This is a genomic window from Roseovarius sp. CH_XMU1461 (assembly GCF_037027165.1).
Lineage (GTDB): Bacteria > Pseudomonadota > Alphaproteobacteria > Rhodobacterales > Rhodobacteraceae > Roseovarius > Roseovarius nubinhibens.
Genome location: NZ_JAYMDV010000006.1, coordinates 100,217 through 124,140, shown reverse-complemented (window position 1 = coordinate 124,140; position 23,924 = coordinate 100,217). Strand labels below are relative to the sequence as shown.

Genomic DNA, 23,924 nt, shown 5'->3' with positions numbered 1-23,924 from the left:
AGACATGCCCAAACGTATCCTTCAAGGTCGCGTGACCAGCGATGCAAACGCCCAAACCGTCACGGTTTCGGTCGAACGTCGTTTCAAGCACCCCGTGCTGCAGAAAACCATCCGTAAGTCCAAGAAATACCGGGCTCACGATGAAAACAACGCTTTCAAAGTCGGCGATACCGTCCGCATCATCGAATGCGCGCCGAAATCGAAAACGAAACGTTGGGAGGTTCTGGAGGCGTAAGCCCCCGGAGCCTTTCGGCTTAACGAAACCCTGGGGCCAATGACGCTTAGCGGTCCCAAAGGTCGGGAGACACCAAATGATCCAGATGCAGACCAATCTGGATGTCGCTGACAACTCCGGCGCTCGCCGGGTGCAGTGCATCAAGGTTCTGGGTGGTTCCAAGCGTAAATACGCATCCGTTGGCGACATCATCGTCGTCTCGGTCAAGGAAGCCATCCCGCGCGGTCGCGTGAAAAAGGGCGACGTCCGTAAGGCCGTCGTCGTGCGCACCGCCAAAGAGGTTCGTCGTGAAGACGGCACCGCCATCCGTTTTGACCGCAACGCCGCCGTGATCCTGAACAACGCAGGTGAGCCGGTCGGTACGCGTATCTTTGGCCCGGTGGTTCGTGAACTTCGCGCGAAGAACTTCATGAAGATCATCTCGCTCGCCCCGGAGGTGCTGTGATATGGCTGCTAAACTGAAAAAAGGCGACAAGGTCGTCGTCCTGTCCGGCAAGGACAAGGGCAAGGAAGGCACGATCACTTCGGTTGACCCCAAGTCGGGCAAAGCCGTGGTCGAAGGCGTGAACATGGCGATCCGCCACACCCGCCAGAGCCAGACCAGCCAGGGCGGCCGTCTGCCCAAGGCGATGCCGATCGATCTGAGCAACCTCGCGTTCCTCGACGCCAACGGCAAACCGACCCGCGTGGGTTTCAAAACCGAAGGCGACAAGAAAGTGCGCTTTGCCAAGACCACGGGGGACGTGATCGATGCTTGATACCGCAACCTACACCCCGCGTCTGAAGACCCAGTTCAAGGAGGCGATCCGCCCCGCCTTGAAAGAGGAATTCGGCTATAAGAACGACATGCAGATCCCGCGTCTGGAAAAGATCGTTCTGAACATCGGCTGTGGCCGCGAAGCGGTCAAAGACAGCAAGAAGGCCAAATCGGCGGTCGAAGATCTGACCACCATTGCCGGCCAGCGCGCTGTGATGACCATCGCCAAGAACTCGATCGCGGGCTTCCGTGTTCGTGACGGCATGCCGATGGGCGCCAAGGTCACCCTGCGTGGCGACCGCATGTATGACTTCCTCGATCGTCTGATCACTGTGGCCATGCCCCGTATCCGCGACTTCCGCGGCGTATCGGGCAAGAGCTTTGACGGCCGTGGCAACTATGCCATGGGCATCAAAGAGCACATCATCTTCCCCGAGATCAACTTCGACAAGATCGATGAATCCTGGGGTATGGACATCGTCATCGCAACCACGGCTCAGACCGACGCCGAAGCAAAGGCACTGTTGAAGCACTTCAACATGCCCTTCAACAGCTGACGCCGCGGGAGGATTTGAATAATGGCTAAAAAAGCAATGATCGAACGCGAAAAGAAGCGCCAAAAGCTGGTGGAGAAATACGCCACCAAGCGCGCCGCGTTGAAAGAGATCGTCAACGACGAGAGCAAGCCGATGGAAGAGCGTTTCCGCGCCTCCCTGAAGCTGGCCAAACTGCCGCGCAACAGCTCGGCAACCCGGCTGCACAACCGCTGCCAGCTCACCGGGCGTCCGCACGCCTACTATCGCAAACTGAAGATCAGCCGGATTGCGCTGCGCGAGCTTGGCTCGTCGGGTCAGCTGCCCGGCATGGTCAAGTCGAGCTGGTAAGGAGGGCACGATATGAATGATCCTATCGGCGATATGCTCACCCGTATCCGCAACGCGGGTATGCGTGGCAAGTCCACCGTCATGGTCCCGGCCTCGAAAATGCGCGTGCGCGTTCTCGATGTGCTGGCAGGCGAAGGCTACATCCGTGGCTATGAAGAGATGACCGGTGCCAATGGCCACCCGGCGATCGAAATCAGCCTGAAATACTTCGAAGGCACCCCTGCCATTCGCGAAATGAAGCGGGTCTCCAAGCCCGGTCGTCGCGTCTACATGGGCGTCAAGGACATCCCGACGGTCCGTCAGGGCCTGGGTGTGTCGATTGTCTCCACCCCCAAAGGTGTGATGTCGGATGCAAATGCACGCGCGGCCAATGTCGGTGGCGAAGTGCTCTGCACCGTATTCTGAGGAGGCCTGAACCATGTCTCGTATCGGAAAACAGCCCGTAGCCCTTCCCGATGGCGTCACTGCCACCGTGTCGGGTCAGACCCTCGAAGTGAAAGGCCCGAAAGGCGTCAAGACCTTCACCGCGACCGACGATGTTACCCTTGAGGTGACCGATGGTCAGGTGACCGTGACGCCCCGTGGCAAGTCCAAGCGCGCCCGTCAGCAGTGGGGCATGACCCGCACTGTGGTTTCGAACCTCGTGTTCGGCGCCAAGGACACGTTCAAGAAAGAGCTGGAAATCCGCGGTGTGGGTTACCGGGCTCAGCTTCAGGGCAATGTTCTGAAACTGAACCTCGGCCTCAGCCATGATGTCGATTTCCCCATTCCGGAAGGTGTGACTGTTACCGCGCCCAAGCCGACCGAACTGGTCGTCGAAGGCACGGACAAGCAGCTCGTCGGTCAGGTCGCGGCCAATATCCGCGACTGGCGTCGTCCCGAGCCCTACAAGGGCAAAGGCATTCGCTACAAAGACGAGTACATCTTCCAGAAGGAAGGCAAGAAGAAGTAAGGGACGCGAAAAAGATGGCAAACAGCAAGAGAACTCTGTTTCTGAAACGCCGCCTGCGCGTTCGGAACAAACTTCGCAAGGTCAACGCCGGGCGTCCGCGCCTGAGCGTGCACCGTTCGAACAAGAACATCAGCGTGCAGCTGATCGACGATGTGAACGGCGTGACGCTGGCTTCGGCCTCGTCGATGGAAAAAGATCTGGGCGTTGTCGGCAAGAACAACATCGAGGCCGCCACCAAGGTGGGTGCCGCGATTGCCGAGCGCGCGAAGAAAGCCGGTGTGGTCGAAGCCTATTTCGACCGTGGCGGTTTCCTCTTTCACGGCAAGGTGAAGGCTCTGGCCGACGCTGCGCGTGAAGGTGGTCTGAAGATCTAAAGGTGCAGGCGGCCTTTCGGGGCCGCCTCGATGATCCGGAGGCGGGACCTTGTGTTCCGCCTACCTGGATTGAGTGATTGGCACGATTGGCCGTGCCGCTTGGAAAGGACGCCAGATGGCAAGAGAAGATAACCGTCGGGACCGCCGCGATCGCGACGAGACCCCGGAATTCGCAGATCGCCTGGTCGCGATCAACCGCGTCAGCAAAACCGTTAAAGGTGGTAAGCGCTTCGGCTTTGCCGCTCTGGTCGTTGTTGGCGATCAAAAAGGCCGCGTCGGCTTTGGCAAGGGTAAGGCCAAGGAGGTCCCCGAGGCCATCCGTAAAGCCACCGAGCAAGCCAAGCGTCAAATGATCCGCGTGCCGCTGCGCGAGGGCCGGACGCTGCACCACGATGTCAAGGGCCGTCACGGCGCTGGCAAGGTGGTCATGCGCACCGCACCGCAAGGTACCGGTATCATCGCCGGTGGTCCGATGCGTGCCGTGTTCGAGATGCTGGGTGTGCAGGACGTGGTCGCCAAGTCGATCGGGTCGCAAAACCCCTATAACATGATCCGCGCAACGCTGAACGGTCTGACGCAAGAATCGAGCCCCCGTATGGTGGCCCAGCGTCGTGGCAAGAAAGTCGCCGACATCCTGCGCAAGGAAGATGCCCCCAAGGTCAGCGGTGAGCAGGCCCCCGTGGTAGAGGAGGCCTAAACCATGGCTAAAACCATCGTCGTCAAGCAGATCGGCAGCCCGATCCGCCGCCCCGCCAAACAGCGTCAGACGCTGATCGGCCTGGGCCTCAACAAGATGCACAAGACCCGCGAGCTGGAAGACACCCCGTCGATCCGCGGCATGGTCCGGAAGATCCCGCATCTCGTCGAGATCGTCGAAGAAAAAGGCTAAGCTCTGCGCCTTGCAGATTAGTCAGACACCCCGGCTCGCAATGGCCGGGGTGTTTTCATATGCGGGGCGTGGGAGTGTCCAGGGCCGGTGTGTCGGGGGGCGAGGGCAGGGGGCGGCGGTGAGGCGCCTCAGATGCCCTTGCAATGGCTCTGCCTTGGGTCTATACGCCCGCGGGTGGCCTTTGGGCCGCGACTCGATCAAACCAAGAAACGCCGTGGTTGGCCCCATCACGCTTCGGGGGCCACATCCGGCAAAGGAGAAGCGACATGAAACTCAATGAACTGCGCGACAATCCTGGCGCAACCAAACGCAAAAAACGCGTTGGCCGTGGTCCCGGCTCTGGCATGGGTAAAACCGCCGGTCGCGGTATCAAAGGTCAGAAGTCCCGTTCGGGTGTGGCGATTGCCGGCTACGAGGGTGGCCAAATGCCGCTCTACCAACGTCTGCCGAAGCGCGGCTTTAACAAGCCGAACCGCAAGGCCTATGCCGTTGTGAACCTGGGTCTCATCCAGAAATTCGTCGATGCCAAGAAACTCGACGCGAAAAAAGCCATCACCGAAGATGCGCTGATCGAGAGCGGCCTCGTGCGTCGCAAGCTCGACGGCATCCGCGTTCTGGCGAAGGGCGACGTGACTGCCAAGCTCAACATCGAAGTGACCGGCGCCTCCAAGGCGGCCGTGGACGCGGTGGAAAAAGCGGGTGGCTCGCTCAAGGTCTCCGCAGCAGCTGTGCAGGCGGCCGAATAAGAGGTTGTGGGCGCCGCTCGTGGCGCTTACATACCTTTTCAAGTTTTCCAACTGACGCCGCCTGAGCCGGAAAACGGCTCTGGCGGCGTCTGCATATGAAAGAGACGCCTGAATGGTATCCGCAGCAGAACAAATGGCGGCCAACACCAGCTGGTCCGCATTCGGCAAGGCAACCGATCTTCGCAAACGTATCTTCTTCACGCTTGGGCTGTTGATCATCTATCGGCTTGGCACCTGGGTGCCGGTGCCGGGAATCGATGGGGCAGAGCTTCGGGAATTCATGGAAGGTGCAGCGGCCAGCATCGGCGGCATGCTGAGCATGTTCACCGGCGGCGCGCTCGGCCGGATGGGGATTTTTGCCCTCGGCATCATGCCCTATATCAGCGCCTCGATCATCGTGCAGCTCATGACGGCCATGGTGCCGGCGCTTGAGCAGCTCAAGAAAGAGGGCGAGCAGGGCCGCAAGAAGATCAACCAGTACACCCGCTATGGCACGGTGGCGCTGGCGACCTTGCAGAGCTATGGCCTCGCGGTCAGCCTGCAGTCGGGCGGTCTGGCAAGCGATCCGGGCATGTTCTTTATCGCGTCTTGCATGATCACGCTGGTGGGCGGCACGATGTTCCTGATGTGGATCGGCGAGCAGATCACCGCACGCGGCATCGGCAACGGCATCTCGCTCATCATCTTTGTCGGCATCATCGCCGAGCTTCCCGCCGCGCTGGCGCAGTTCTTTGCCAGTGGCCGGTCGGGCGCGATGAGCCCCGCGGTGATCGTGGGTGTCATGCTCATGGTGGTGGTGACCATCGCCTTTGTGGTGTTCATGGAGCGCGCGCTGCGCAAGATCCACATTCAATATCCGCGCCGTCAGGTGGGGATGAAAGTCTATGACGGCGGCAGCTCGCACCTGCCGGTCAAGGTCAACCCGGCGGGCGTGATCCCGGCGATCTTTGCCAGCTCGCTGCTGCTGCTGCCGGTGACCATCAGCACGTTTTCGGGCAATCAGACGAGCCCGGTGATGTCGACGATCCTCGCCTATTTCGGGCCGGGGCAGCCGCTCTACCTCATCTTCTTCGCGCTGATGATCGTCTTCTTTGCGTATTTCTATACCTATAACGTGGCCTTCAAGACCGATGACGTGGCGGACAATCTGAAGAATCAGAACGGGTTCGTGCCCGGTATCCGTCCCGGCAAGAAGACCGCGGAGTATCTCGAGTATGTTGTGACGCGTATCCTGGTGCTTGGGTCCGCCTACCTTGCGGCAGTTTGTCTCCTTCCGGAGATTCTGCGTTCACAGCTCGCCATTCCGTTCTATTTTGGCGGCACGTCGGTTCTGATCGTGGTGTCCGTCACTATGGATACGATCCAGCAGGTGCAGTCGCATCTTCTGGCCCACCAGTATGAGGGGCTGATTGAAAAATCGCAGTTGAGCGGTAAGGGAAAGCGTCGCTCGCGTAGAAAAGGGACACAACGTCGATGAATATTATCCTTCTCGGACCGCCGGGTGCCGGCAAAGGCACTCAAGCGCAACTCCTCGTGCAAGAGCGCGACATGATCCAGCTGTCGACCGGCGACATGCTGCGCGAGGCCAAGGACAGCGGCACCGAGATGGGTAAGATCGTCGCCGATGTGATGGCGCGGGGCGAGCTCGTCACCGACGAGATCGTCATCGGCCTGATCCGCGAAAAGCTCGACGGGGACCGCAAGGGCGGGTTCATCTTCGACGGGTTCCCGCGCACGCTGGCCCAGGCCGATGCGCTGGCGGGTCTGCTGGCCGAGAAGGGTGAGAGCCTTGATGCGGTGATCGAGATGCAGGTGGATGACGAGACGCTGGTCAAGCGGATCGTCAACCGCGCCGAAGAGGCCCGGGCCGCAGGCAAGCCGGTGCGCGCCGATGACAACGCCGACAGCGTGCGCATCCGGCTCATGGAATATTACAAGAAGACTGCGCCGCTCATTGGCTATTACCACGCCAAGGGGCAGCTCAAATCGGTGGACGGCCTGGGCGCCATCGACGAGGTGCGCGGCGCGATCGGCTCGCTGCTGGGCTAACCGGCGCGCGGCGAGATCAAGAGATCGAGACATGGCAGGCACCCGAAGCGCGCGCTTCGGGTGTTTTGCGTTTTTGGGGGGCGGCTATTTTCTGGTGGGGCTGGACCGGTGGGGCAGGGGCGTGGTGTTCTGCTCGCAGGGGTCACCTTATCCGGTGGGATAGTGCCTATGGATTTTATGGGAACGGCGGTATAGCGTCTTTCGAAATTCGTTTCGATACACATGATGTTCAGCAAAAGGGATAGGACAAATGAAACGTTCTTTGCTCGTGATGTGTGTGTTGCTCGCAGGGTGCGCGGAAACTTCAGTTACTCCGATTTCGAAGAATAGCTTTTTACTAGACGTCAGCGCCGAGCCGGTTTGTGGCAGCACCGGCGCGTCTAAAGTCGCCGGAAAGATGGCGGCGATAGAAACTCTGCGTGCCGGCTATGACGGGTTTCTGATCCAAGGTGCAGGCATGCAAAACAATACGCAGGTCATTCAGACCGCCCCGACCGGCGCCTATACCAGCAGTACCTACACTGGGTATGGGAACACGATGACGGGTCACTCCACCACGACCTACACTGGCGGCGGGCCGATGATTTTGGGAAGCTATGATCAACGTCTTGTGGTGCGGATGGTCAAGCGGAACGAGCAGCTGTTCAAACAGGCTGTAGATGCGCGGCAATATCTGGGCGCGGATTGGCAGGAACTGGTGAAGTCGGGCATCAACACATGCACCTAAAGAGCCTTCTTTCTGTTTGCGGGGTTGTCGCCCTTGGTTTTGCCTCGCCCACAGCGGCGGGGATGATGGTCGACAACCCCGGGTTTTGCGATGCCAGTGATGGCGAGCAGGAGCTGGCGGATATGGTGACGCTCGAACCGGAGGGGATCTTCAGCCATGGGCTGCGCTGTGTCTGGGTCGGGGCGCCGCAGAGCTATCGGCCGGGGCGGGTGGTGCGCCATCTTGAGGCCGAGTGCGATGACGGGGCGCGGCAATGGCGGGTCGGGTTCAATGTCACGGTCAATGAACGGTCGCGGGTCAATGTGGTGAGCCGCGAGAGCACCGGCCTGCCGGAGTATTATTTCGACTGTGACAGCTGGGGCTGGAAGGGCTGGGACGCGCAGTCAAACACTGGTAGAGACCGGTAAGAGCTGCTGTCGCATAATCGTCCGGCGGGGCAGAGGACCGCGCAGATCGGCCTTGGGCGGCTATAGCTCTTGACGCCCCTGACAAATCCCCCTAACCAGCCCTATCTCTCATGAGATGCTGATTCTGACCGGGTCGCCCCCGAGACGGATCGACCACCTTAGATCAGCTGCGGCCCGATGCGTCCTGCTTCGGGCCTGTGTTGTGAAAAAAGGGTCTGGTACTACGGACCCGCAACGAAAAGGAAAGTGACACGTGGCACGTATCGCCGGCGTAAACATCCCGACCCATAAACGGGTCCCGATCGCCCTGACTTATATCACCGGTATTGGCAACACTTCGGCCAAAGCCATCTGCGAAGCGGTCGGCATCGACCTGACCCGTCGCGTCAACGAACTCTCGGATGCCGAAGTTCTGGCCGTTCGCGAACATATCGACGCCAACTACATGGTGGAAGGCGACCTGCGCCGTGAAACGCAGATGAACGTCAAGCGCCTGATGGACCTCGGCTGCTATCGCGGCCTGCGCCACCGCCGGAACCTGCCGGTTCGCGGTCAGCGTACCCACACCAACGCTCGTACCCGCAAAGGCCCCGCAAAGGCCATTGCCGGTAAGAAGAAATAAGGGAGGGCTTGATCAATGGCACGTGATACTCGTCGCGGGAAGCGCAAGGTTTCCAAGAATATCGCCACTGGTGTGGCGCATGTGAACAGCTCGTTCAACAACACCAAGATCCTGATCTCGGACGTGCAAGGCAATGCGATCGCTTGGTCGTCGGCCGGCACCATGGGTTTCAAAGGTTCGCGGAAGTCGACCCCCTATGCCGCACAGATGGCCGCAGAAGACGCGGGCAAGAAGGCACAGGAACATGGCATGAAGACCCTCGAGGTCGAAGTGCAGGGTCCGGGTTCGGGCCGTGAGAGCGCGCTGCGCGCCCTGGCCGCTGTCGGTTTCAACATCACGTCGATCCGTGACGTGACGCCGATCGCCCACAATGGCTGCCGCCCGCCGAAGCGCCGCCGGGTCTAACTATTTATTCTGGGCTGGGGCCGCGTGTTTTCGCACGGCCCCAGTCCGTCATTTTGAAACCTCGGGCGTTTCCGGCCTTTGGACATGGGGCCGGGAACAGGAATGGAGGGACGCATGATCCATAAGAATTGGGCAGAACTGATCAAGCCGACACAGCTCGACGTCAAGCCGGGCAATGACCCGCTGCGTCAGGCGACTGTTGTGGCGGAACCGCTGGAGCGGGGCTTTGGCCTGACGCTGGGCAACGCGCTGCGCCGCGTTCTCCTGTCGTCGCTGCAAGGTGCCGCCATCACCAGCGTTCAGATCGACAATGTTCTGCATGAGTTTTCCAGCGTTGCCGGTGTCCGCGAAGACGTCACCGACATCGTGCTGAACCTCAAGGGCGTTGCCCTGCGCATGGATGTCGAAGGCCCCAAGCGCCTGTCGATCTCGGCCAAAGGGCCGGGCGTCGTCACCGCCGCCGACATCTCGGAAACCGCTGGCATCGAAGTGCTGAACCGCGACCATGTGATCTGCCACCTCGACGAGGGTGCCGATCTCTATGTCGAACTGACGGTCAACACCGGCAAAGGCTATGTCGCGGCTGACAAGAACAAGCCCGAGGACGCGCCGATCGGCATGATCCCGGTCGATGCGATCTACAGCCCCGTGCGCCGTGTCAGCTATGACGTGCAACCGACCCGTGAAGGTCAGGTTCTCGACTATGACAAGCTCACCATGAAGATCGAAACCGATGGCTCGATCACGCCGGATGATGCCGTGGCCTTTGCTGCGCGTATCCTGCAGGATCAGCTGTCGATCTTCGTGAACTTCGACGAGCCCGAGGCCGCTGGCCGTCAGGACGAGGATGATGGTCTCGAGTTCAACCCGCTGCTTCTCAAGAAAGTGGACGAGCTGGAACTGTCGGTGCGCTCGGCCAACTGCCTGAAGAACGACAACATCGTCTATATCGGGGATCTGATCCAGAAAACCGAAGCAGAGATGCTGCGCACGCCGAACTTTGGCCGCAAGTCGCTCAACGAGATCAAGGAAGTGCTCTCGGGCATGGGTCTGCATCTCGGCATGGATGTCGAGGACTGGCCGCCCGACAACATCGAAGATCTGGCGAAGAAGTTCGAAGACGCCTTTTAAGAATTCGGCTGCGCCTTCGGGCGCAGTCGCATACCCCGGGCAATCCCGCCCCCAGGAGAGCGGCTGACACGCATCAGACCGCCGGACAAAGCAAAAACAGAAGGACTTAAACCATGCGTCACGCAAGAGGTTACCGCCGCCTGAACCGCACCCATGAACACCGCAAGGCGCTGTTCGCGAACATGGCAGGCTCGCTCATCGAACATGAGCAAATCAAGACCACGCTGCCCAAGGCCAAAGAACTGCGCCGCATCGTGGAAAAGCTGATCACGCTCGGCAAGCGTGGCGATCTGCACGCCCGTCGTCAGGCCGCCGCTCAGCTCAAGCAAGACCAGTATGTCGCGAAGCTTTTCGACGTGCTCGGCCCCCGCTACAAAGAGCGTCAGGGCGGCTATGTGCGCGTTCTGAAAGCTGGCTTCCGCTATGGCGACATGGCGCCGATGGCGATCATCGAATTCGTCGAGCGTGACGTCGATGCCAAAGGCGCAGGCGACAAAGCCCGCGTTGCCGCCGAAGACGTGGCTCTGGCCGACGACTAAGACATTCGACCTCCTTGAGGTCAGGGAAAGCCGCCGGAGAGATCCGGCGGCTTTTTCGTGTCTCGGGGGCAGGGATCAATCAGCGTCGAGTTCGGCTTTGATGATCTCTTCGATCTTTTCGATCGGGTGGTTGGTCAGGTTCTTGGGGATGTCGGCGACTAGTTTGTTGAGCACTTCCTGGTGCATTTCCTGACGCAACACGCCCAAAACCTGCGGCGCGGCGGCGATCACCAGATGATCGAAGGCGCCTTTATGGGCCTCTTTGTAGAGAATATCCGACAGGTCCTTGGCAAAGCGTTCCTTGGCCAGTTCGTGCCAGTCGGTGTCATCCAGCGCCGAGCGCTGGCCGACGCCGGTGTCCCGCATCCGGCCCGGGCGGTTGGCGGATTGTTCGATGTCCGACGGGTTCTCTTGATGCTCTTCGTCGGTCACTTCGAAATGCGGGTTCTCGTGATCGGTCAGGTTGCGGATAAAGAGCGCCTTTTCGCTGTCGGTGACCACGACCATCGTGTTGTTTTTCAGTCTCGCCATGTGCTTAGCCCTCTTTCTTGTCGTTGCCGGTGCCGTGGTGACCGCCGAGCCCGCCTTGGCCCTTTTCGTCGGATTTGGTGACGCGGGTGGCGCCGGGGCGGTCGTCGGTCGCCTGTTTGAGAAGGTCGCGGGTGCCGACCTTGCGTTCGAGATTGCCATCGGCGCGGCCCTGTTGGCCGGGGGTCTTGGCGTCGTCGGTATAGGCCTCCGTTTCGCGGCGGCCATCTTTGGATCTTGCACGTTCTGCCATGGGGTACCTTCCTTTCTTCTGCTCTCTCAACGCGGCAGGAGAGGGGGCGGTTCCGGCGCGGCGGCTTGCATTCGCGCGGCTCGGCGACATATGACTGAGACCAGTTCATCAGTGAGGGACGATGCCCCAGATGCGATATCTTCTTGCCGGATTGTGTTTTGCCATGTTGCCCCCCGCTGGCGCGGCGCTGGCCCAGGATCAGATGCAGGTGCCGCAGAGCCCGGCCGAGATCAGCCTCGGCTTTGTGCCGGTGGTCAAATCGGCGGCCCCCGCCGTGGTCAATATCTATGCCCGCCGGGTGGTCGAGACGCGCAGCAATCCGTTCATGGATGATCCGTTCTTTGGCCGGATGTTTCGCGATTTCGGGCAGAGCCGGCCACGGGTGCAGAACTCGCTCGGCTCCGGGGTGATCCTGTCGGCGGATGGGATCGTGGTGTCCAACCATCATGTGGTCGGCGGGTCGACGGATATTCGCGTGGTTCTCAATGACCGGCGGGAATATAGCGCGCATGTTCTGCTGGCGGATGAGGATAGCGATCTGGCGGTGCTGCAGCTTGACGGCGCAGAGGACCTGCCGGCGTTGGAGCTGCGCGAGAGCGGCACGGTCGAGGTCGGCGAATTGGTGCTGGCCATCGGCAACCCGTTTGGCGTGGGTCAGACGGTGAGCAGCGGCATCGTGTCGGGGCTGGCGCGGTCGGGGCTGGCCACTGGCAATGGCCGGGGGCTGTTTATCCAGACCGATGCGCCGATCAACCCGGGCAATTCCGGCGGGGCGCTGGTCGATGTGGCGGGGCGGCTCATCGGGATCAACACGTCGATCCTGTCGCGGTCGGGTGGGTCGAACGGCATTGGCTTTGCGATCCCGGCGGATATGGTGGCGCAGTTCGTGGCGCAGGCCCGGTCGGGCGAAGAGCGGTTCGAGCGGCCCTGGATGGGGGCGACCGGGCAGCCGGTGTCGCAGGATATGGCCGAGGCGCTCGGGCTTGACGGGCCCTATGGCGTGGCGCTGACCGAGCTGCACCCGGCGAGCCCCTTGGCCGAAGCGGGCTATGGGGTGGGGGATGTGATTCTCACCGTGGATGGCACGCCGGTCTTTACGCCCGAGGAAATCCTCTATCACCTGGCGGTGGCGGGGGCCGGGGCCAGGGTGGTCATCGAGGGGATGGTTGAGGGCGAGATGTCGCAAACCGAGGTCACTTTGGTCAAGGCGCCGGATGTGCCGCCGCGCGCGCCGCTGACGACCTCGGAGGCGACAGTTCTGCCCGGCATGGCGCTGTCGACGATCAACCCGGCGGTGCAGGCCGAGTTTGGCCTGCCGATGGGGATCGAGGGGGTGATCATCGAGGACCCCGGCCCGCTGGGCGCGCGGCTCGGGGTGCGGCCGGGCGATATTCTGCGGGCGGTGAATGACATGCGGGTCAGCACCGGGGCCGAGGCCGAAGAGGCGCTGGCCCGGGCGAGCCGTCGGCTCAACCTCGATATTCTGCGTGGCGGGCGGCGTGTCGTCCTGCGCTTCAGGCTCTGAGCGGATGGCGGATCTCTTTGACAGCACAGCGGGGCAGGCCCCTGCAGGCAAGCCGGGGCCGAGGCCGCTGGCCGATCTGATGCGGCCACAGTCTCTGGGCGAGGTGATCGGGCAGGAGCAGGTGCTCGGCCCCGAGGCACCGCTTGGGGTGATGCTGGAGAACGGCAGTCTCGGCTCGCTCATCCTCTGGGGGCCGCCGGGGGTGGGCAAGACCACCATCGCGCGGCTCCTGGCGGCGGAGACCGATCTTCATTTCGTGCAGATCAGCGCGATTTTCACCGGCGTGCCGGAGCTGCGCAAAGTGTTCGAAGAGGCGCGGATGCGCCATGGCAACGGGCGCGGGACGCTGTTGTTCGTCGATGAGATCCACAGGTTCAACAAGGCCCAGCAGGATGGGTTTCTGCCGCATATGGAGGATGGCACGATCCTTCTGGTGGGGGCGACGACCGAGAACCCGAGCTTTGAGTTGAACGCCGCTTTGCTCAGCCGGGCGCAGGTGCTGGTGCTCGAGCGGTTGGCGAACCGCGATCTCGAACGGCTGGTGCAGCGGGCCGAGAAGATGATGGACCGGGCGCTGCCGCTCACCGGGGAGGCGCGCGAGGTGCTGCTGGACATGGCCGATGGCGATGGCCGGGCGCTGTTGAACCTGGTGGAGCAGGTCATGGCGTGGAAGAGCGCGCAAAAGCTCGACCCGGAGGCGCTGTCGAAACGGTTGATGAAACGCGCCAGCGTCTATGACAAGAACGGTGAGGAGCATTACAACCTCATCTCGGCGCTGCATAAATCGGTGCGGGGCTCGGACCCGGATGCGGCGCTTTACTGGTTTGCGCGGATGCTCAAGGGGGGCGAGGACCCGCGGTATCTGGCGCGGCGGATCACCCGGATGGCGGTCGAGGACATCGGGCTTGCCGATCCGCAGGCGCAGGCGCAGTGTTTGCAGGCTTGGGAGACCTATGAGCGGCTCGGCAGTCCCGAGGGGGAATTGGCGCTGGCGCAGGCCTTGGTCTATCTGGCGCTCGCGCCGAAATCCAACGCCGCCTATGTCGCTTATAAGACAGCCATGCGCGAGGCGGGGCGCACCGGGAGCCTGCCGCCGCCGAAACATATCCGCAATGCGCCGACCAAGCTCATGAAAGAGCAGGGCTATGGCGCGGGCTATGCCTATGACCATGATGCGGAGGACGGGTTTTCGGGGCAGAACTATTTCCCCGAGGACATGCCCCGGATGGCCGCCTATTTCCCCGTCGAGCGGGGATTTGAGCGGGAGCTGCGCAAGCGGTTGGATTTCTTCGCGAAATTGCGGGCGAAACGCGGCTAGGGCCGGAAGCCGCCAGAGAGAATCGCAGTGAGGTGGCGCTAACAGCACCGGGCGGGGGCGTGGGGCCTCGGTCCGGGGTTCGGCGTCGCGCGCAGGCGCGTGCTGACGCTCAGAGACGTGTTCTGGCGCAAAATCGCCCCATAATGTGATCGAAACCTTCCATAAATCCTCTGGCGGTACGGCAGGTTTCGTGTTTTGTTATCAATATGTCGCTTTCAAGCCGCCACATAGGCCATGTTGCACGAAACTCTATGCTTGGGGACCAATCCGAACCCGGTTGGTCACTGCGACAGCATCATAAAAAAATATAAGCTCAGGGAGAGACCATGAAAAATTCCGAGACTGACATGCTGATGAAGCGTCTAGCGGAGGAGGCTCGCCAGGGCCGGATTTCGCGCCGCTCGTTCATGCATTATTCGATGGCGGCCGGGATGACCGCCTCGGCTGCGACAGGGCTCTGGACCGGATCGGCGCAGGCGGCCCCCAAGCGGGGCGGCACGCTGCGCGTGGCCCAGCATGATGGCAACACGTCGGATCAGCACGATCCCGGCCAGTACCAGTCGAACTTTGAGATCGGCTTTGGCCATACGGTGCGCGCCTATCTGACGATGATCAATCCCGATGGGACGCTTGGCCCGGATGTGGCCAAGGAATGGTCGGCCTCGCCCGATGCGACCGAATGGACCTTTGTGATCAACGAAAAAGCCACCTTCCACAATGGCAACAAGGTGACCGGCGCGGATGTGGTGGCCTCGATGAACCATCACCGGGGCGATGACACGACCTCGGCGGCCAAGGCGCTCTTGGCGGATGTTGTCGATCTGACCGACAATGGCGACAATTCGGTGACTTTCAAACTGTCGGGCGGCAATGCCGACCTGCCGTGGCTGATGACCGATTATCACCTCGCGATTCTGCCCGCCAAGGAAGACGGGTCGATCGAATGGCAATCCGGCATCGGCTGTGGCCCCTATAAGGTGGCCGAGCTCGAGTTCGGCGTTGGTGGCCGTTTCGTGCGGCATGACGACTGGCACGGTGAGGGCGCGTGGTTCGACGAGATCCAGATCCTCGTGATCAACGATCCGAACGCCCGTCAGACCGCGCTTGTCACCGGCGACGTGGATACGGCGAGCCTTCTCGACAACAAGACGCTGGCGCTTTTGTCGCGTGATCCCAATATCGAGGTCGACAACGTGGCCTCGGCGCAGGCGATCACCATGCCGATGTTCTGTGACCAGGCACCGTTCGACAATGTCGACGTGCGCAACGCGCTCAAGCTGGCGATCAACCGCGAAGAGCTGGTCGAGAAGATCACCTTTGGCGCGGCGACCGTGGGCAATGACTTCCACCATTCGCCGGCAATGCCCTATTGGCCCGAGGATATCCCGCAGCGGGAATATGATCCCGAGCAGGCCAAGGCGCTTCTCAAGAAGGCCGGGGCAGAGGGGCTCACCGTCAACCTGTCGACCGCGGATTCGATCACCACGGGGGCCGTGGATGCGGCGGTTCTCTACTCGGAACAGGCCAAGGCGGCGGGGATCACGATCAACGTCGTGCGCGAGCCCAATGATGGCTATTGGTCGGATGTCTGGCTCAACAAGCCCTGGTGCATGGTCACCTGGGGGGCGCGCCCGACGCCGGATGTGATGTATAGCCTCGCCTATAAATCCGACGCGGCCTGGAACGAGAGCCATTGGCAGAATGAGCGGTTCAACGAACTGCTGCTCGAAGGCAAGGCCGAGCTCGACGATACGCGGCGTGGCGAGATCTATCACGAGATGGCGATGCTGGCGCGTGATGATGGCGGTACGGTGATCCCGTATTTCCCGAACTTCATCTATGGCCGCCGGTCGAACGTCAAACATACCGGTGCGCTGGCACCGTCCTGGCAGATGGACGGCTATCGCTATGCCAGCCGTTGGTGGTTCGACGGCTAAACAATCGGGCCCGGCATCAGAAGGTGCCGGGCCTTTTCAGCCGCTGTGCCCGTTGGGGCAGGGCGGCTGACGCATCTCTGGGCCCCACGGATCGCGGCAGAGCGACCACCCGGTCCAGACACAAAATGCGCAATTGACCACCTCCGGTCTTTTCCCAAAGCTGGAGGCAAAAATAAAAATCAACAGGAGGGACACATGGGAGACATTCTGAGACTGGTGGGCAAACGGCTCGGTCTCGGTCTGGTAATTTTGCTGGTAATCTCGGTCATCATTTTCTTCATGGTCGAACTGCTACCGGGCGATATTGCACAGGCCGTGCTCGGACAGGGCGCAACCGAAGAAAACCTGGCCGCGCTGCGCAAGGAGATGGGGCTCGATCAGCCTGCCATCGTGCGCTATTTCGATTGGCTTCTGGGGGCGCTGACCTTCGACTTTGGCCAATCCATTGTTACCGGCAATTCCGTCGCTGCGATCATCGGCGACCGCTTTACCAAGACCTTGTTCCTCGCGGCCTATGCGGCCGTTATCGCGGTGCCCGTGGCGATCACGCTCGGGGTGGTGGTGGCGCTGCTGCGCAACTCGATCTTTGACCGGGTGGCCAACGTCGTGACGCTGACCTTCATCTCGTCGCCCGAGTTCTTTCTCGGCTATATCCTGATCCTCTATTTCGCGGTGAAATGGGGCATGTTCCCGGCCATCTCGTCGATCAATGACGGGATGACATTCTTGGAGCTGCTCGAGCGGACCTTCCTGCCGGCGCTGACGCTGGTTCTGGTGGTGGTGGCGCATATGATGCGGATGACGCGTGCGGCGATCATCAACCTGCTGGCCTCGCCCTATATCGAGATGGCGCGGCTCAAGGGCACGCCGCCGTGGAAAGTCATCGTGAAACACGCGCTGCCCAACGCCTGGGCCCCGATCATCAACGTGATCGCGCTCAACCTTGCCTATCTCATCACCGGGGTGGTGCTGGTCGAGGTGGTGTTCGTCTATCCGGGCATCGGTCAGGCGCTGGTGGATGCGGTGAGCAAGCGGGACTTCCCGATCGTTCAGGCCTGCTGCCTGATCTTTGCGGCGACCTTCATCCTGCTCAACCTCGCGGCTGACGTTGGTTCCATTCTCACCAACCCGCGCCTGCGGCATCCGAAGTAAGGAGGACCTGATTATGAGTATCTTTGTCATCGGGTTCTATACCCTTCTTTTGGCGGGCTCGACCGCGGCGGCCTATTTCAACTATCGCCAAGCTTTCATGCTGCTGTTTTCGCTGACGCTGGTGTCCTTTGTTCTGGGCATCATCGGCGGCGCGGGGGCGCTGCAATGGGTGGCGATCTGTGCCGGGCTTCTGGCGCTGTCGGCGATGATCTCCTACGCGTTCCGCGAGTTCCTGATCCTGATTGTCAGCGACAACATGGCCAAGGAATTGCGGACTGCGCCGCTCACGGCGGCGTTCGGGATGTTCGTCATCTTCACCTATGCGATTGCGGCGATCTTTGCGCCGATGATCGCGCCCCATGGCGAGGCCGAAGTGATTTCGAGCGCCTTTGCCCCGGCGGATGAGAATATGCTTCTGGGCGCCGATCAGCTTGGCCGGGACATGTTCAGCCGTCTGATCTATGGCGCGCGGAACACGATCTCGCTGGCGCTGGTGGGGACGGTTCTGGCCTTTACGCTCGGGGCGCTTGCCGGTCTGTTGGCGGCGGTGCGCGGCGGTTGGTTCGATCAGGCGATGGGCCGGTCGGCGGATGTGATCATGTCGATCCCGTCGCTGATCTTTGGTCTGCTGATGGTGTCGATCTTTGGCTCGCTGCCGACCAACCCGGCCTGGCTCAACCTCTTTGGCGGCAATGCCGGGCAGGCGGATTTCGTTCTCGGCACCGCGATGATGGTGTTCTTTGGCATGTTGGTGGGGCTTTTGGTTCTTGCCACGATTGCCGAGAATATCGCGGGCTGGATCGTCAAGGGCGCCATCGTTCTGGGCATTGTGGTGCTGATCTCGATGGCGATGTCGACGATTTTCAACTCGTCCGAGATCATCCTGATCCTCGTCGTGTCGGTGATCTATTCGCCGCGTGTCTATCGTCTTACTCGGGCGGTGGCTGGCAACGTGGTGGTGATGGATTACATCGAGGCGGCGCGGCTTCGTGGCGAACGGCGCTGGTATCTCATCCGTCGCGAGATCCTGCCCAACTCGACCGCGCCGCTGGTGGCGGAGTTCGGGCTCGAGTTCTGTTTCGTCTTCCTGCTGATCTCGGGGCTGAGCTTCCTTGGTCTCGGTATCCAGCCGCCGACGGCGGATTGGGGCTCGATGGTGAAGGAGAATGCGACGCTGATTTCGTTTGGCGAGATCACCCCGCTGATCCCTGCTGCGGCAATCGCGTTGCTGACCGTGGCTGTGAACTTTGTGGTTGACTGGATGCTGTTCCGGTCCTCGGGCCTGAAGGAGCAATAATCATGAGCCAAGACAAATCAGTCCTCCTCGAGATCAAGGATCTGCGGATCCAAGGCTACTCGGATGAAACCTGGGTCGACATCATCAAAGGTGTCGACCTGACCCTCCACCGCGGCGAGGTGATGGGCCTGATCGGCGAGTCCGGCGCAGGCAAATCGACCATCGGCGCGGCGGCCATGGGCTATGCACGGGACGGGACGCGGATCGTCGAGGGCTCGAAGATCGAGTTCGACGGGATGGAGCTTACCACCGCGTCCGAATCCGAGCGGCGGGCGCTGCGCGGGTCGCGCATCGCCTATGTGGCGCAATCGGCGGCGGCGTCTTTCAACCCGGCGCATAAGCTCATCGATCAGCACACCGAAGCGCCGCTGCAATACCGCATCAAGAAGCGGATGGAAGCGCAGGAAGATGCGGTCGATCTCTATCGCAGGCTGCGTCTGCCGAACCCCGAGGAGATCGGGTTTCGCTATCCGCACCAAGTGTCGGGCGGGCAGCTGCAGCGGGCGATGACGGCGATGGCCATGTCGTGCCGGCCGGATCTGATCATCTTTGACGAGCCGACCACCGCGCTTGACGTGACGACCCAGATCGAGGTGTTGGCCGCGATCCGCGATATCGTGGATCAATTCAACACCGCCGCGATCTATATCACCCATGACCTCGCGGTCGTGGCGCAGATGGCGGACACGATCAAGGTGCTGCTCAAGGGCAATGAGGTCGAGGAAGCGCCGACCGAAGAGATGCTCAAGAACCCGAAGGAGGATTACACCAAATCCCTCTGGGCGGTGCGCAGTTTCGAGAGCCCGCAGCGGCATCGGCCCAAGGATGCTACGCCGTTGATTTCGGTGCAGAATGTCGATGCGGCCTATACCAACGGACCGAAGATTCTCGATGATGTCAGCTTTGACATTTACGAGGGGATGACGGTCGCTGTGGTGGGGGAATCCGGGTCCGGCAAATCGACCACGGCGCGGGTGATCACCGGGCTGTTGCCGCCGCAAAAGGGGCAGGTTCTGTTCCGAGGCGAGCCGTTCCCGCCCGACTATCGGCAGCGCAACCGAGACCAGCTCCGGCAATGTCAGATGATCTATCAGATGGCTGATACCGCCTTGAATCCCAAGGTGAAAATCAGCGAGATCATTGGCCGTCCGGCGCAGTTCTATTCGGGGCTGACCGGGGTGAAGCTCAAGAACCGGGTGGATGAGCTGCTCGACCTGATCGAGCTTGATCCGTCGAAGTTCTACAACCGTTACCCGCCCGAGCTCTCGGGGGGGCAGAAGCAGCGGATCGGCATTGCGCGGGCGCTGGCGGCGGAGCCGACGTTCATCGTCTGTGACGAGGTGACCAGCGCGCTGGATCAGCTTGTGGCGGAGGGGATCTTGCGGCTGTTGGACCGGCTGCAGAACGAGCTCAACCTTGCTTATATGTTCATCACCCATGACCTTGCGACAGTGCGCTCGATTGCCGATGAGGTGATCGTCATGCAGCAGGGCAAGGTGATCGAACAGGGGCCGAAGGACGAGATGTTCACCCCGCCGCACCATCCCTATACCGACCTTCTGCTGAGCTCGGTGCCGGAGATGGACCCGAACTGGCTCACCACGCTTCTGGAAGAGCGCGGGGTCGATAATGTGGGCGATGCGGCGGCGGCGAAGATCGATCCGAACGACGCCAAGATCACCTGATCAGCCAGCAAGACGAGAGGACGGGCGCCCGGCTGGGTGCCCGTTTTTCTGTTTGCTGTCAGTCAGTTGGCTGTGATCAGACGATGGCCGACGCGGTCAGCAAAAGCGTCGCGACAATGGCACCATAGACGATGGCCACGGCCTGCCAGCTGGCGCTGTGGATGCGCATTTCGCGGATGAGTTGGTCACGGGTCATGGCGACCTCCTTTGGGAAGAGCCCCTCGGGGATGTAGAGAAGAGAAAACGGCGTGGGGGATACCCTGCGCCGTTCTGCGTGTTGATGTCGGGGGAGGGGCGCGAGGGCCCCGGTCCTGTGCCTAGACGGTTGGCTTAGACGATGGCCATCGCCGAGAGCACCAGTGCGCCGACCATCCCGGCATAGACCACCAGCACGGATTGCCAGGTGGCACTATGCATACGAAGTTCGCGGTTCAGTTCATCGCGTGTCATGTTTGCCTCCTGAGCTGATGGGTTGACCAATCGGACACTGTTACGTTCTGAGCCCCACATAGCTACTTTTTCTTAACGCGCAATTAAAAATCGGAAAAAAATTCATGCAATGAATGCATGGCTGGCAGAACGCATGTGCATGTCTGAGGAGGGGATTGCGAGTTATTGAATTTGTTCAATAATTTTCGCGCTCAGCTGCGTGTAACATCCCTGTGTCAGAGGTTCAACCCCTCGCGATTTTGCAAGATGTAACAAACCGTGAGCCCTTTGGGGCGGCGTGCGCCCTGTTTACCCGCCTGTCAAAGGGGCGAAAGGGCCGCAAAAATGCCCTGTCGGCAGGACGTCGGTATTGCGTCGGCAAAGCGACAGTATGGATTCTCGGGCCTTGGCGCCAAGAATCGTCGCGTTAACCGTCGTTTCTTTGATTGAATGCCCCCCGTCTCCTGCCTAACGATGCGCGGTACGACAGGCGACGGGGATCGCCATGACAGGGGCCATGACAAGGGGGCCACGACAGGGATGGGCAGCGCAGAGATGGAATTCGACTATATCGTGGTGGGGGCTGGATCGGCGGGCGCGCCGCTGGCGGATCGGCTGAGCGAGGATGGCACGGCGCGGGTTCTGGTGCTCGAGGCGGGGGGGCATGACCTCAGCCCGTGGATCCGGATGCCCATCGGCTATGGCAAGGCGTTCTACGACAAGCGCATCAACTGGAAATTCACCACCCAGCCCATCGAGGGGCTCAAGGGGCGGCAGAGCTATTGGCCGCGCGGCAAGGTTGTCGGCGGCTCGAGCGCCATCAATGCGATGGTCTGGGCGCGCGGGCATCGCGAGGATTACGACGATTGGGCGACCCAGGCCGATGCGCCGGAATGGCGCTGGGACGAGGTGGCGCGGGTGTTCCGCAAGATCGAGGATTGGCAGGGCGAGGACAGCCCGGTGCGCGGACGCGGCGGCAAGGTCTCGGTCGAGCGGATCGAAGACCGGATGCACCCGATCTGTGAGCAGTATCTGCAGGGCGCGCAGCAGGCGGGCATCCCGTTCAACAGCGATTACAATGGCGAGGATATGGAAGGCGTGTCGATCTATCAGATCAACACGCGCAAAGGGTTCCGGGCCTCGACCAACCAATGCTACCTGCGCGGCGCGGCCAAGCGGCGCAACGTGGCGCTCGAGAAACATGCGCATGTGCTGCGGGTGGTGATCGAAGAGGGGCGGGCCACCGGGGTCGTCTATCGCCAGAAGGGCGTCGAGCGGGTGGCGCGGGCGCGGCGCGAGGTGATCCTGGCCGCCGGGGCGGTGATGAGCCCGGCGATCTTGCAGCATTCGGGCATTGGCGACGGCGGGCATCTGGCGAGCCTCGGGATCGAGCTCAACCATCATGCACCGCGGGTTGGACGGCATTTGCAGGACCATCTCGGGGCCGACAATCTCTATCGTGCGACGGTGCCGACGCTCAACCAGGTGCTGCGGCCCTGGCTCGGGCGGGCGCGGGTCGGGCTGCAATATGTGATGACGCGCGGCGGGCCGCTCAGCCTCAGCGTCAATCAGGGCGGCGGCTTTGTGCGGCTGCGCGAGGGGACCGGGCGGCCCGATGTGCAGCTCTATTTCTCGCCGGTCTCCTATACGCGCGCGCCGGTGGGCAAGCGGCCCTTGATGGCGCCCGATCCGTTCCCCGGGTTTCTCATGGGGTTCAACCCGTGCCGGCCGACGAGCGAGGGGCATTTGGGCATCACCAGCCCTGATCCGATGGCGGCGCCGGAAATTCATCCCAACTATCTCAGCACCGATCATGATTGCGAACTGATGGTGGCGGGGCTCAAGCTGGTGCGGCGGATCGCGGCCAGCAAGGCGATGCGCGAGGTGATCTCGGCCGAGCTTTTCCCCGGTGAGGCGCTGGCGGATGACGAGGCGCTTCTCGATTATGCGCGTTCGACCGGCTGGACGGTGTTCCACCCCAGCGGCACCTGCCGGATGGGGCGCGACCCGGATCAGGCGGTGGTCGACACGCGGCTGCGGGTGCATGGGGTCAAAGGGCTGCGGGTGGCGGATGCGTCGATCTTTCCGATCATCCCCACCGCCAACACCAATGCGCCGTCGATCATGGTCGGCGAGCGGGCGGCCGAGCTCATCCGTGAGGACAACCGTTAAGGGGTGTCGGCCTCGGGGGCGCTGCGCATGATCTCCATGAAGGCGCGGATGACCTTGACGTCGCGGCGCTGGGTCAGGTGCACCATCACCTCGGTCATGGTCAGGTCGGCATCGGTGAGGCGCAGCAGGCGGAGCCGGTCGTCGGGCCGGTATTCCGCGTGGCTGACAAAGCCGATGCCGGCGCCTGAGGCCACCAGTTCGCGCACCGCCTCGCGGCCCTCGGCGGTGATGGCGGGGGTCAGGCGCAGTTTGCGCCGCGTTGCCTCATCCACCAGTTTGGCGCGGGTTTTCGAGCCCTGTTCGCGGAAAATGAGCGGCAACTCGCGGAGCGCGTCGAAGCGCAGCGTGGTGGTGGCCTCGGGCAGGAAGTCGCGGGCGCAGAAGGCCACGATATCGGTGGTGGAGAGATCGAGCGTGTCCATGTCGCTGCCTTGCGGCGGGCTGCCGACGACGCCGATTTCCGCATCATAGCTGCGCAGGGCGGCGAGGATGTCCTCGGTGTTGCCGGCGCTCAGGGTGACGCGGACGGCGGGGTAGCGTTTGCGAAAGCGGCTCAGCGCGTCGGTGATATGGTGGGCGGCGTCGGCGATGATGCGCAGCTCGCCCTCGATGGCGGCGCGGGATTCCGAGAGATATTCGCCGATCTGATGTTCGGTCTCGAAAAACTGCTTGGTCATGCGAAAGAGCTCTTCGCCGGCGCGGGTGAGCCGGACCTTGCGGCGGTCGCGGTGAAAGAGCAGCACGTCGTGATCGGTCTCGAGCTTGCGCACCTGTTCGGAGATGGCGGGCTGGGTGATCAAGAGCGCCTCGGCGGCGCGGGAAAAGCCGCCCAGGCGGGCGACATGGTGAAAGGCGCGGAGCTGTGAGTAGCGCATGGCAGGCGTTCCATAGGTTCAGCCTATATAACCATC

The 23,924-nt window shown here is 61.7% G+C and carries 29 protein-coding genes; 26 read left to right on the top strand and 3 right to left on the bottom strand.

Annotated elements, in window-relative coordinates:
• Nucleotides 1–4: 4 nt before the first annotated feature.
• From rpsQ to rplQ, 19 genes are all read left to right on the top strand, one after another.
• Nucleotides 5–235 (top strand): 30S ribosomal protein S17, encoded by a 231-nt coding sequence (gene rpsQ, locus WA237_RS15865; protein ID WP_009812379.1) that lies wholly within the window; start codon nucleotides 5–7, stop codon nucleotides 233–235.
• 76 nt (nucleotides 236–311) lie between these two features.
• Entirely contained in the window at nucleotides 312–680 is a 369-nt protein-coding gene (gene rplN, locus WA237_RS15860; protein ID WP_007427594.1) for a 50S ribosomal protein L14, read from the top strand.
• A 1-nt stretch (nucleotide 681) separates the two neighbouring features.
• Nucleotides 682–993, top strand: coding sequence for a 50S ribosomal protein L24 (rplX, locus tag WA237_RS15855; RefSeq protein WP_009812377.1), 312 nt, complete (start codon nucleotides 682–684; stop codon nucleotides 991–993).
• Nucleotides 986–1,549: a 50S ribosomal protein L5 gene (rplE, locus tag WA237_RS15850; protein ID WP_009812376.1), complete on the top strand. Its 564-nt coding sequence runs from the start codon at nucleotides 986–988 to the stop codon at nucleotides 1,547–1,549. The genes rplX and rplE overlap by 8 nt, the downstream gene beginning before the upstream one ends.
• A 21-nt stretch (nucleotides 1,550–1,570) precedes the next feature.
• Nucleotides 1,571–1,876 (top strand): 30S ribosomal protein S14, encoded by a 306-nt coding sequence (rpsN, locus tag WA237_RS15845; protein WP_040617766.1) that lies wholly within the window; start codon nucleotides 1,571–1,573, stop codon nucleotides 1,874–1,876.
• Nucleotides 1,877–1,888: 12 nt separating this feature from the next.
• Nucleotides 1,889–2,281, top strand: a complete 393-nt coding sequence (rpsH, locus tag WA237_RS15840; protein ID WP_009812374.1) for a 30S ribosomal protein S8 — start codon at nucleotides 1,889–1,891, stop codon at nucleotides 2,279–2,281.
• 13 nt (nucleotides 2,282–2,294) lie between these two features.
• The gene (rplF, locus tag WA237_RS15835) at nucleotides 2,295–2,828 is read left to right on the top strand and encodes a 50S ribosomal protein L6 (protein WP_216014605.1); all 534 of its coding nucleotides are present in this window, start codon (nucleotides 2,295–2,297) and stop codon (nucleotides 2,826–2,828) included.
• A 14-nt stretch (nucleotides 2,829–2,842) separates the two neighbouring features.
• The gene (gene rplR, locus WA237_RS15830; RefSeq protein WP_009812372.1) at nucleotides 2,843–3,202 is read left to right on the top strand and encodes a 50S ribosomal protein L18; all 360 of its coding nucleotides are present in this window, start codon (nucleotides 2,843–2,845) and stop codon (nucleotides 3,200–3,202) included.
• A 115-nt stretch (nucleotides 3,203–3,317) separates the two neighbouring features.
• Nucleotides 3,318–3,899, top strand: a complete 582-nt coding sequence (rpsE, locus tag WA237_RS15825) for a 30S ribosomal protein S5 (RefSeq protein ID WP_009812371.1) — start codon at nucleotides 3,318–3,320, stop codon at nucleotides 3,897–3,899.
• 3 nt (nucleotides 3,900–3,902) lie between these two features.
• On the top strand, nucleotides 3,903–4,091 hold the full coding sequence (gene rpmD, locus WA237_RS15820) for a 50S ribosomal protein L30 (RefSeq protein WP_009812370.1): 189 nt from the start codon (nucleotides 3,903–3,905) through the stop codon (nucleotides 4,089–4,091).
• Nucleotides 4,092–4,357: 266 nt separating this feature from the next.
• A complete protein-coding gene (gene rplO / locus WA237_RS15815) occupies nucleotides 4,358–4,837 on the top strand; it encodes a 50S ribosomal protein L15 (protein WP_286906843.1) in 480 nt (159 codons plus the stop codon).
• Nucleotides 4,838–4,949: 112 nt separating this feature from the next.
• Nucleotides 4,950–6,314 (top strand): preprotein translocase subunit SecY, encoded by a 1,365-nt coding sequence (gene secY / locus WA237_RS15810; RefSeq protein WP_040617764.1) that lies wholly within the window; start codon nucleotides 4,950–4,952, stop codon nucleotides 6,312–6,314.
• Nucleotides 6,311–6,886 (top strand): adenylate kinase, encoded by a 576-nt coding sequence (locus tag WA237_RS15805; RefSeq protein ID WP_009812367.1) that lies wholly within the window; start codon nucleotides 6,311–6,313, stop codon nucleotides 6,884–6,886. The genes secY and WA237_RS15805 overlap by 4 nt, the downstream gene beginning before the upstream one ends.
• 250 nt (nucleotides 6,887–7,136) lie before the next feature.
• Nucleotides 7,137–7,613, top strand: a complete 477-nt coding sequence (locus tag WA237_RS15800) for a hypothetical protein (protein WP_336098790.1) — start codon at nucleotides 7,137–7,139, stop codon at nucleotides 7,611–7,613.
• A 62-nt stretch (nucleotides 7,614–7,675) separates the two neighbouring features.
• On the top strand, nucleotides 7,676–8,020 hold the full coding sequence (locus WA237_RS15795; protein ID WP_336098789.1) for a hypothetical protein: 345 nt from the start codon (nucleotides 7,676–7,678) through the stop codon (nucleotides 8,018–8,020).
• Between the two features lie 253 nt (nucleotides 8,021–8,273).
• Nucleotides 8,274–8,642, top strand: coding sequence for a 30S ribosomal protein S13 (rpsM, locus tag WA237_RS15790; protein WP_009812365.1), 369 nt, complete (start codon nucleotides 8,274–8,276; stop codon nucleotides 8,640–8,642).
• 15 nt (nucleotides 8,643–8,657) lie between these two features.
• Nucleotides 8,658–9,047: a 30S ribosomal protein S11 gene (gene rpsK / locus WA237_RS15785; RefSeq protein ID WP_009812364.1), complete on the top strand. Its 390-nt coding sequence runs from the start codon at nucleotides 8,658–8,660 to the stop codon at nucleotides 9,045–9,047.
• Between the two features lie 114 nt (nucleotides 9,048–9,161).
• Nucleotides 9,162–10,178 carry a DNA-directed RNA polymerase subunit alpha gene (locus WA237_RS15780; RefSeq protein WP_009812363.1) on the top strand — a complete coding sequence of 339 codons (1,017 nt, stop codon included), beginning with the start codon at nucleotides 9,162–9,164 and terminating at the stop codon, nucleotides 10,176–10,178.
• A 113-nt stretch (nucleotides 10,179–10,291) separates the two neighbouring features.
• Nucleotides 10,292–10,717 (top strand): 50S ribosomal protein L17, encoded by a 426-nt coding sequence (gene rplQ, locus WA237_RS15775; protein WP_009812362.1) that lies wholly within the window; start codon nucleotides 10,292–10,294, stop codon nucleotides 10,715–10,717.
• A gap of 75 nt (nucleotides 10,718–10,792) precedes the next feature.
• On the opposite strand, the gene WA237_RS15770 is transcribed toward rplQ, so the two are convergent.
• The gene (locus WA237_RS15770) at nucleotides 10,793–11,248 is read right to left on the bottom strand and encodes a host attachment family protein (RefSeq protein WP_336098786.1); all 456 of its coding nucleotides are present in this window, start codon (nucleotides 11,246–11,248) and stop codon (nucleotides 10,793–10,795) included.
• Nucleotides 11,249–11,252: 4 nt separating this feature from the next.
• Nucleotides 11,253–11,498, bottom strand: coding sequence for a hypothetical protein (locus WA237_RS15765; protein ID WP_009812360.1), 246 nt, complete (start codon nucleotides 11,496–11,498; stop codon nucleotides 11,253–11,255).
• Between the two features lie 130 nt (nucleotides 11,499–11,628).
• On the opposite strand from WA237_RS15765, the gene WA237_RS15760 reads away from it, so the two are divergent.
• The 7 genes from WA237_RS15760 (at nucleotide 11,629) to WA237_RS15730 (ending at nucleotide 23,013) form a co-directional block, all read left to right on the top strand.
• The gene (locus WA237_RS15760) at nucleotides 11,629–13,023 is read left to right on the top strand and encodes a trypsin-like peptidase domain-containing protein (RefSeq protein ID WP_442970272.1); all 1,395 of its coding nucleotides are present in this window, start codon (nucleotides 11,629–11,631) and stop codon (nucleotides 13,021–13,023) included.
• Nucleotides 13,024–13,027: 4 nt separating this feature from the next.
• Complete coding sequence (locus tag WA237_RS15755) at nucleotides 13,028–14,341, top strand: replication-associated recombination protein A (protein ID WP_009812358.1); 1,314 nt, start codon at nucleotides 13,028–13,030, stop codon at nucleotides 14,339–14,341.
• 326 nt (nucleotides 14,342–14,667) lie between these two features.
• Nucleotides 14,668–16,278 carry an ABC transporter substrate-binding protein gene (locus WA237_RS15750; RefSeq protein ID WP_336098785.1) on the top strand — a complete coding sequence of 537 codons (1,611 nt, stop codon included), beginning with the start codon at nucleotides 14,668–14,670 and terminating at the stop codon, nucleotides 16,276–16,278.
• A 195-nt stretch (nucleotides 16,279–16,473) separates the two neighbouring features.
• Complete coding sequence (locus WA237_RS15745; protein ID WP_009812356.1) at nucleotides 16,474–17,430, top strand: ABC transporter permease; 957 nt, start codon at nucleotides 16,474–16,476, stop codon at nucleotides 17,428–17,430.
• A gap of 13 nt (nucleotides 17,431–17,443) precedes the next feature.
• Nucleotides 17,444–18,727 carry an ABC transporter permease gene (locus WA237_RS15740; protein ID WP_336098784.1) on the top strand — a complete coding sequence of 428 codons (1,284 nt, stop codon included), beginning with the start codon at nucleotides 17,444–17,446 and terminating at the stop codon, nucleotides 18,725–18,727.
• Between the two features lie 2 nt (nucleotides 18,728–18,729).
• Nucleotides 18,730–20,412, top strand: coding sequence for an ABC transporter ATP-binding protein (locus WA237_RS15735; RefSeq protein WP_009812354.1), 1,683 nt, complete (start codon nucleotides 18,730–18,732; stop codon nucleotides 20,410–20,412).
• Between the two features lie 969 nt (nucleotides 20,413–21,381).
• Nucleotides 21,382–23,013, top strand: a complete 1,632-nt coding sequence (locus WA237_RS15730; RefSeq protein ID WP_336098782.1) for a GMC family oxidoreductase — start codon at nucleotides 21,382–21,384, stop codon at nucleotides 23,011–23,013.
• Here WA237_RS15730 and WA237_RS15725 read toward each other — a convergent pair.
• Nucleotides 23,010–23,888, bottom strand: a complete 879-nt coding sequence (locus tag WA237_RS15725) for a LysR substrate-binding domain-containing protein (RefSeq protein WP_336098781.1) — start codon at nucleotides 23,886–23,888, stop codon at nucleotides 23,010–23,012. The genes WA237_RS15730 and WA237_RS15725 overlap by 4 nt on opposite strands.
• Between the last annotated feature and the right edge of the window lie 36 nt (nucleotides 23,889–23,924).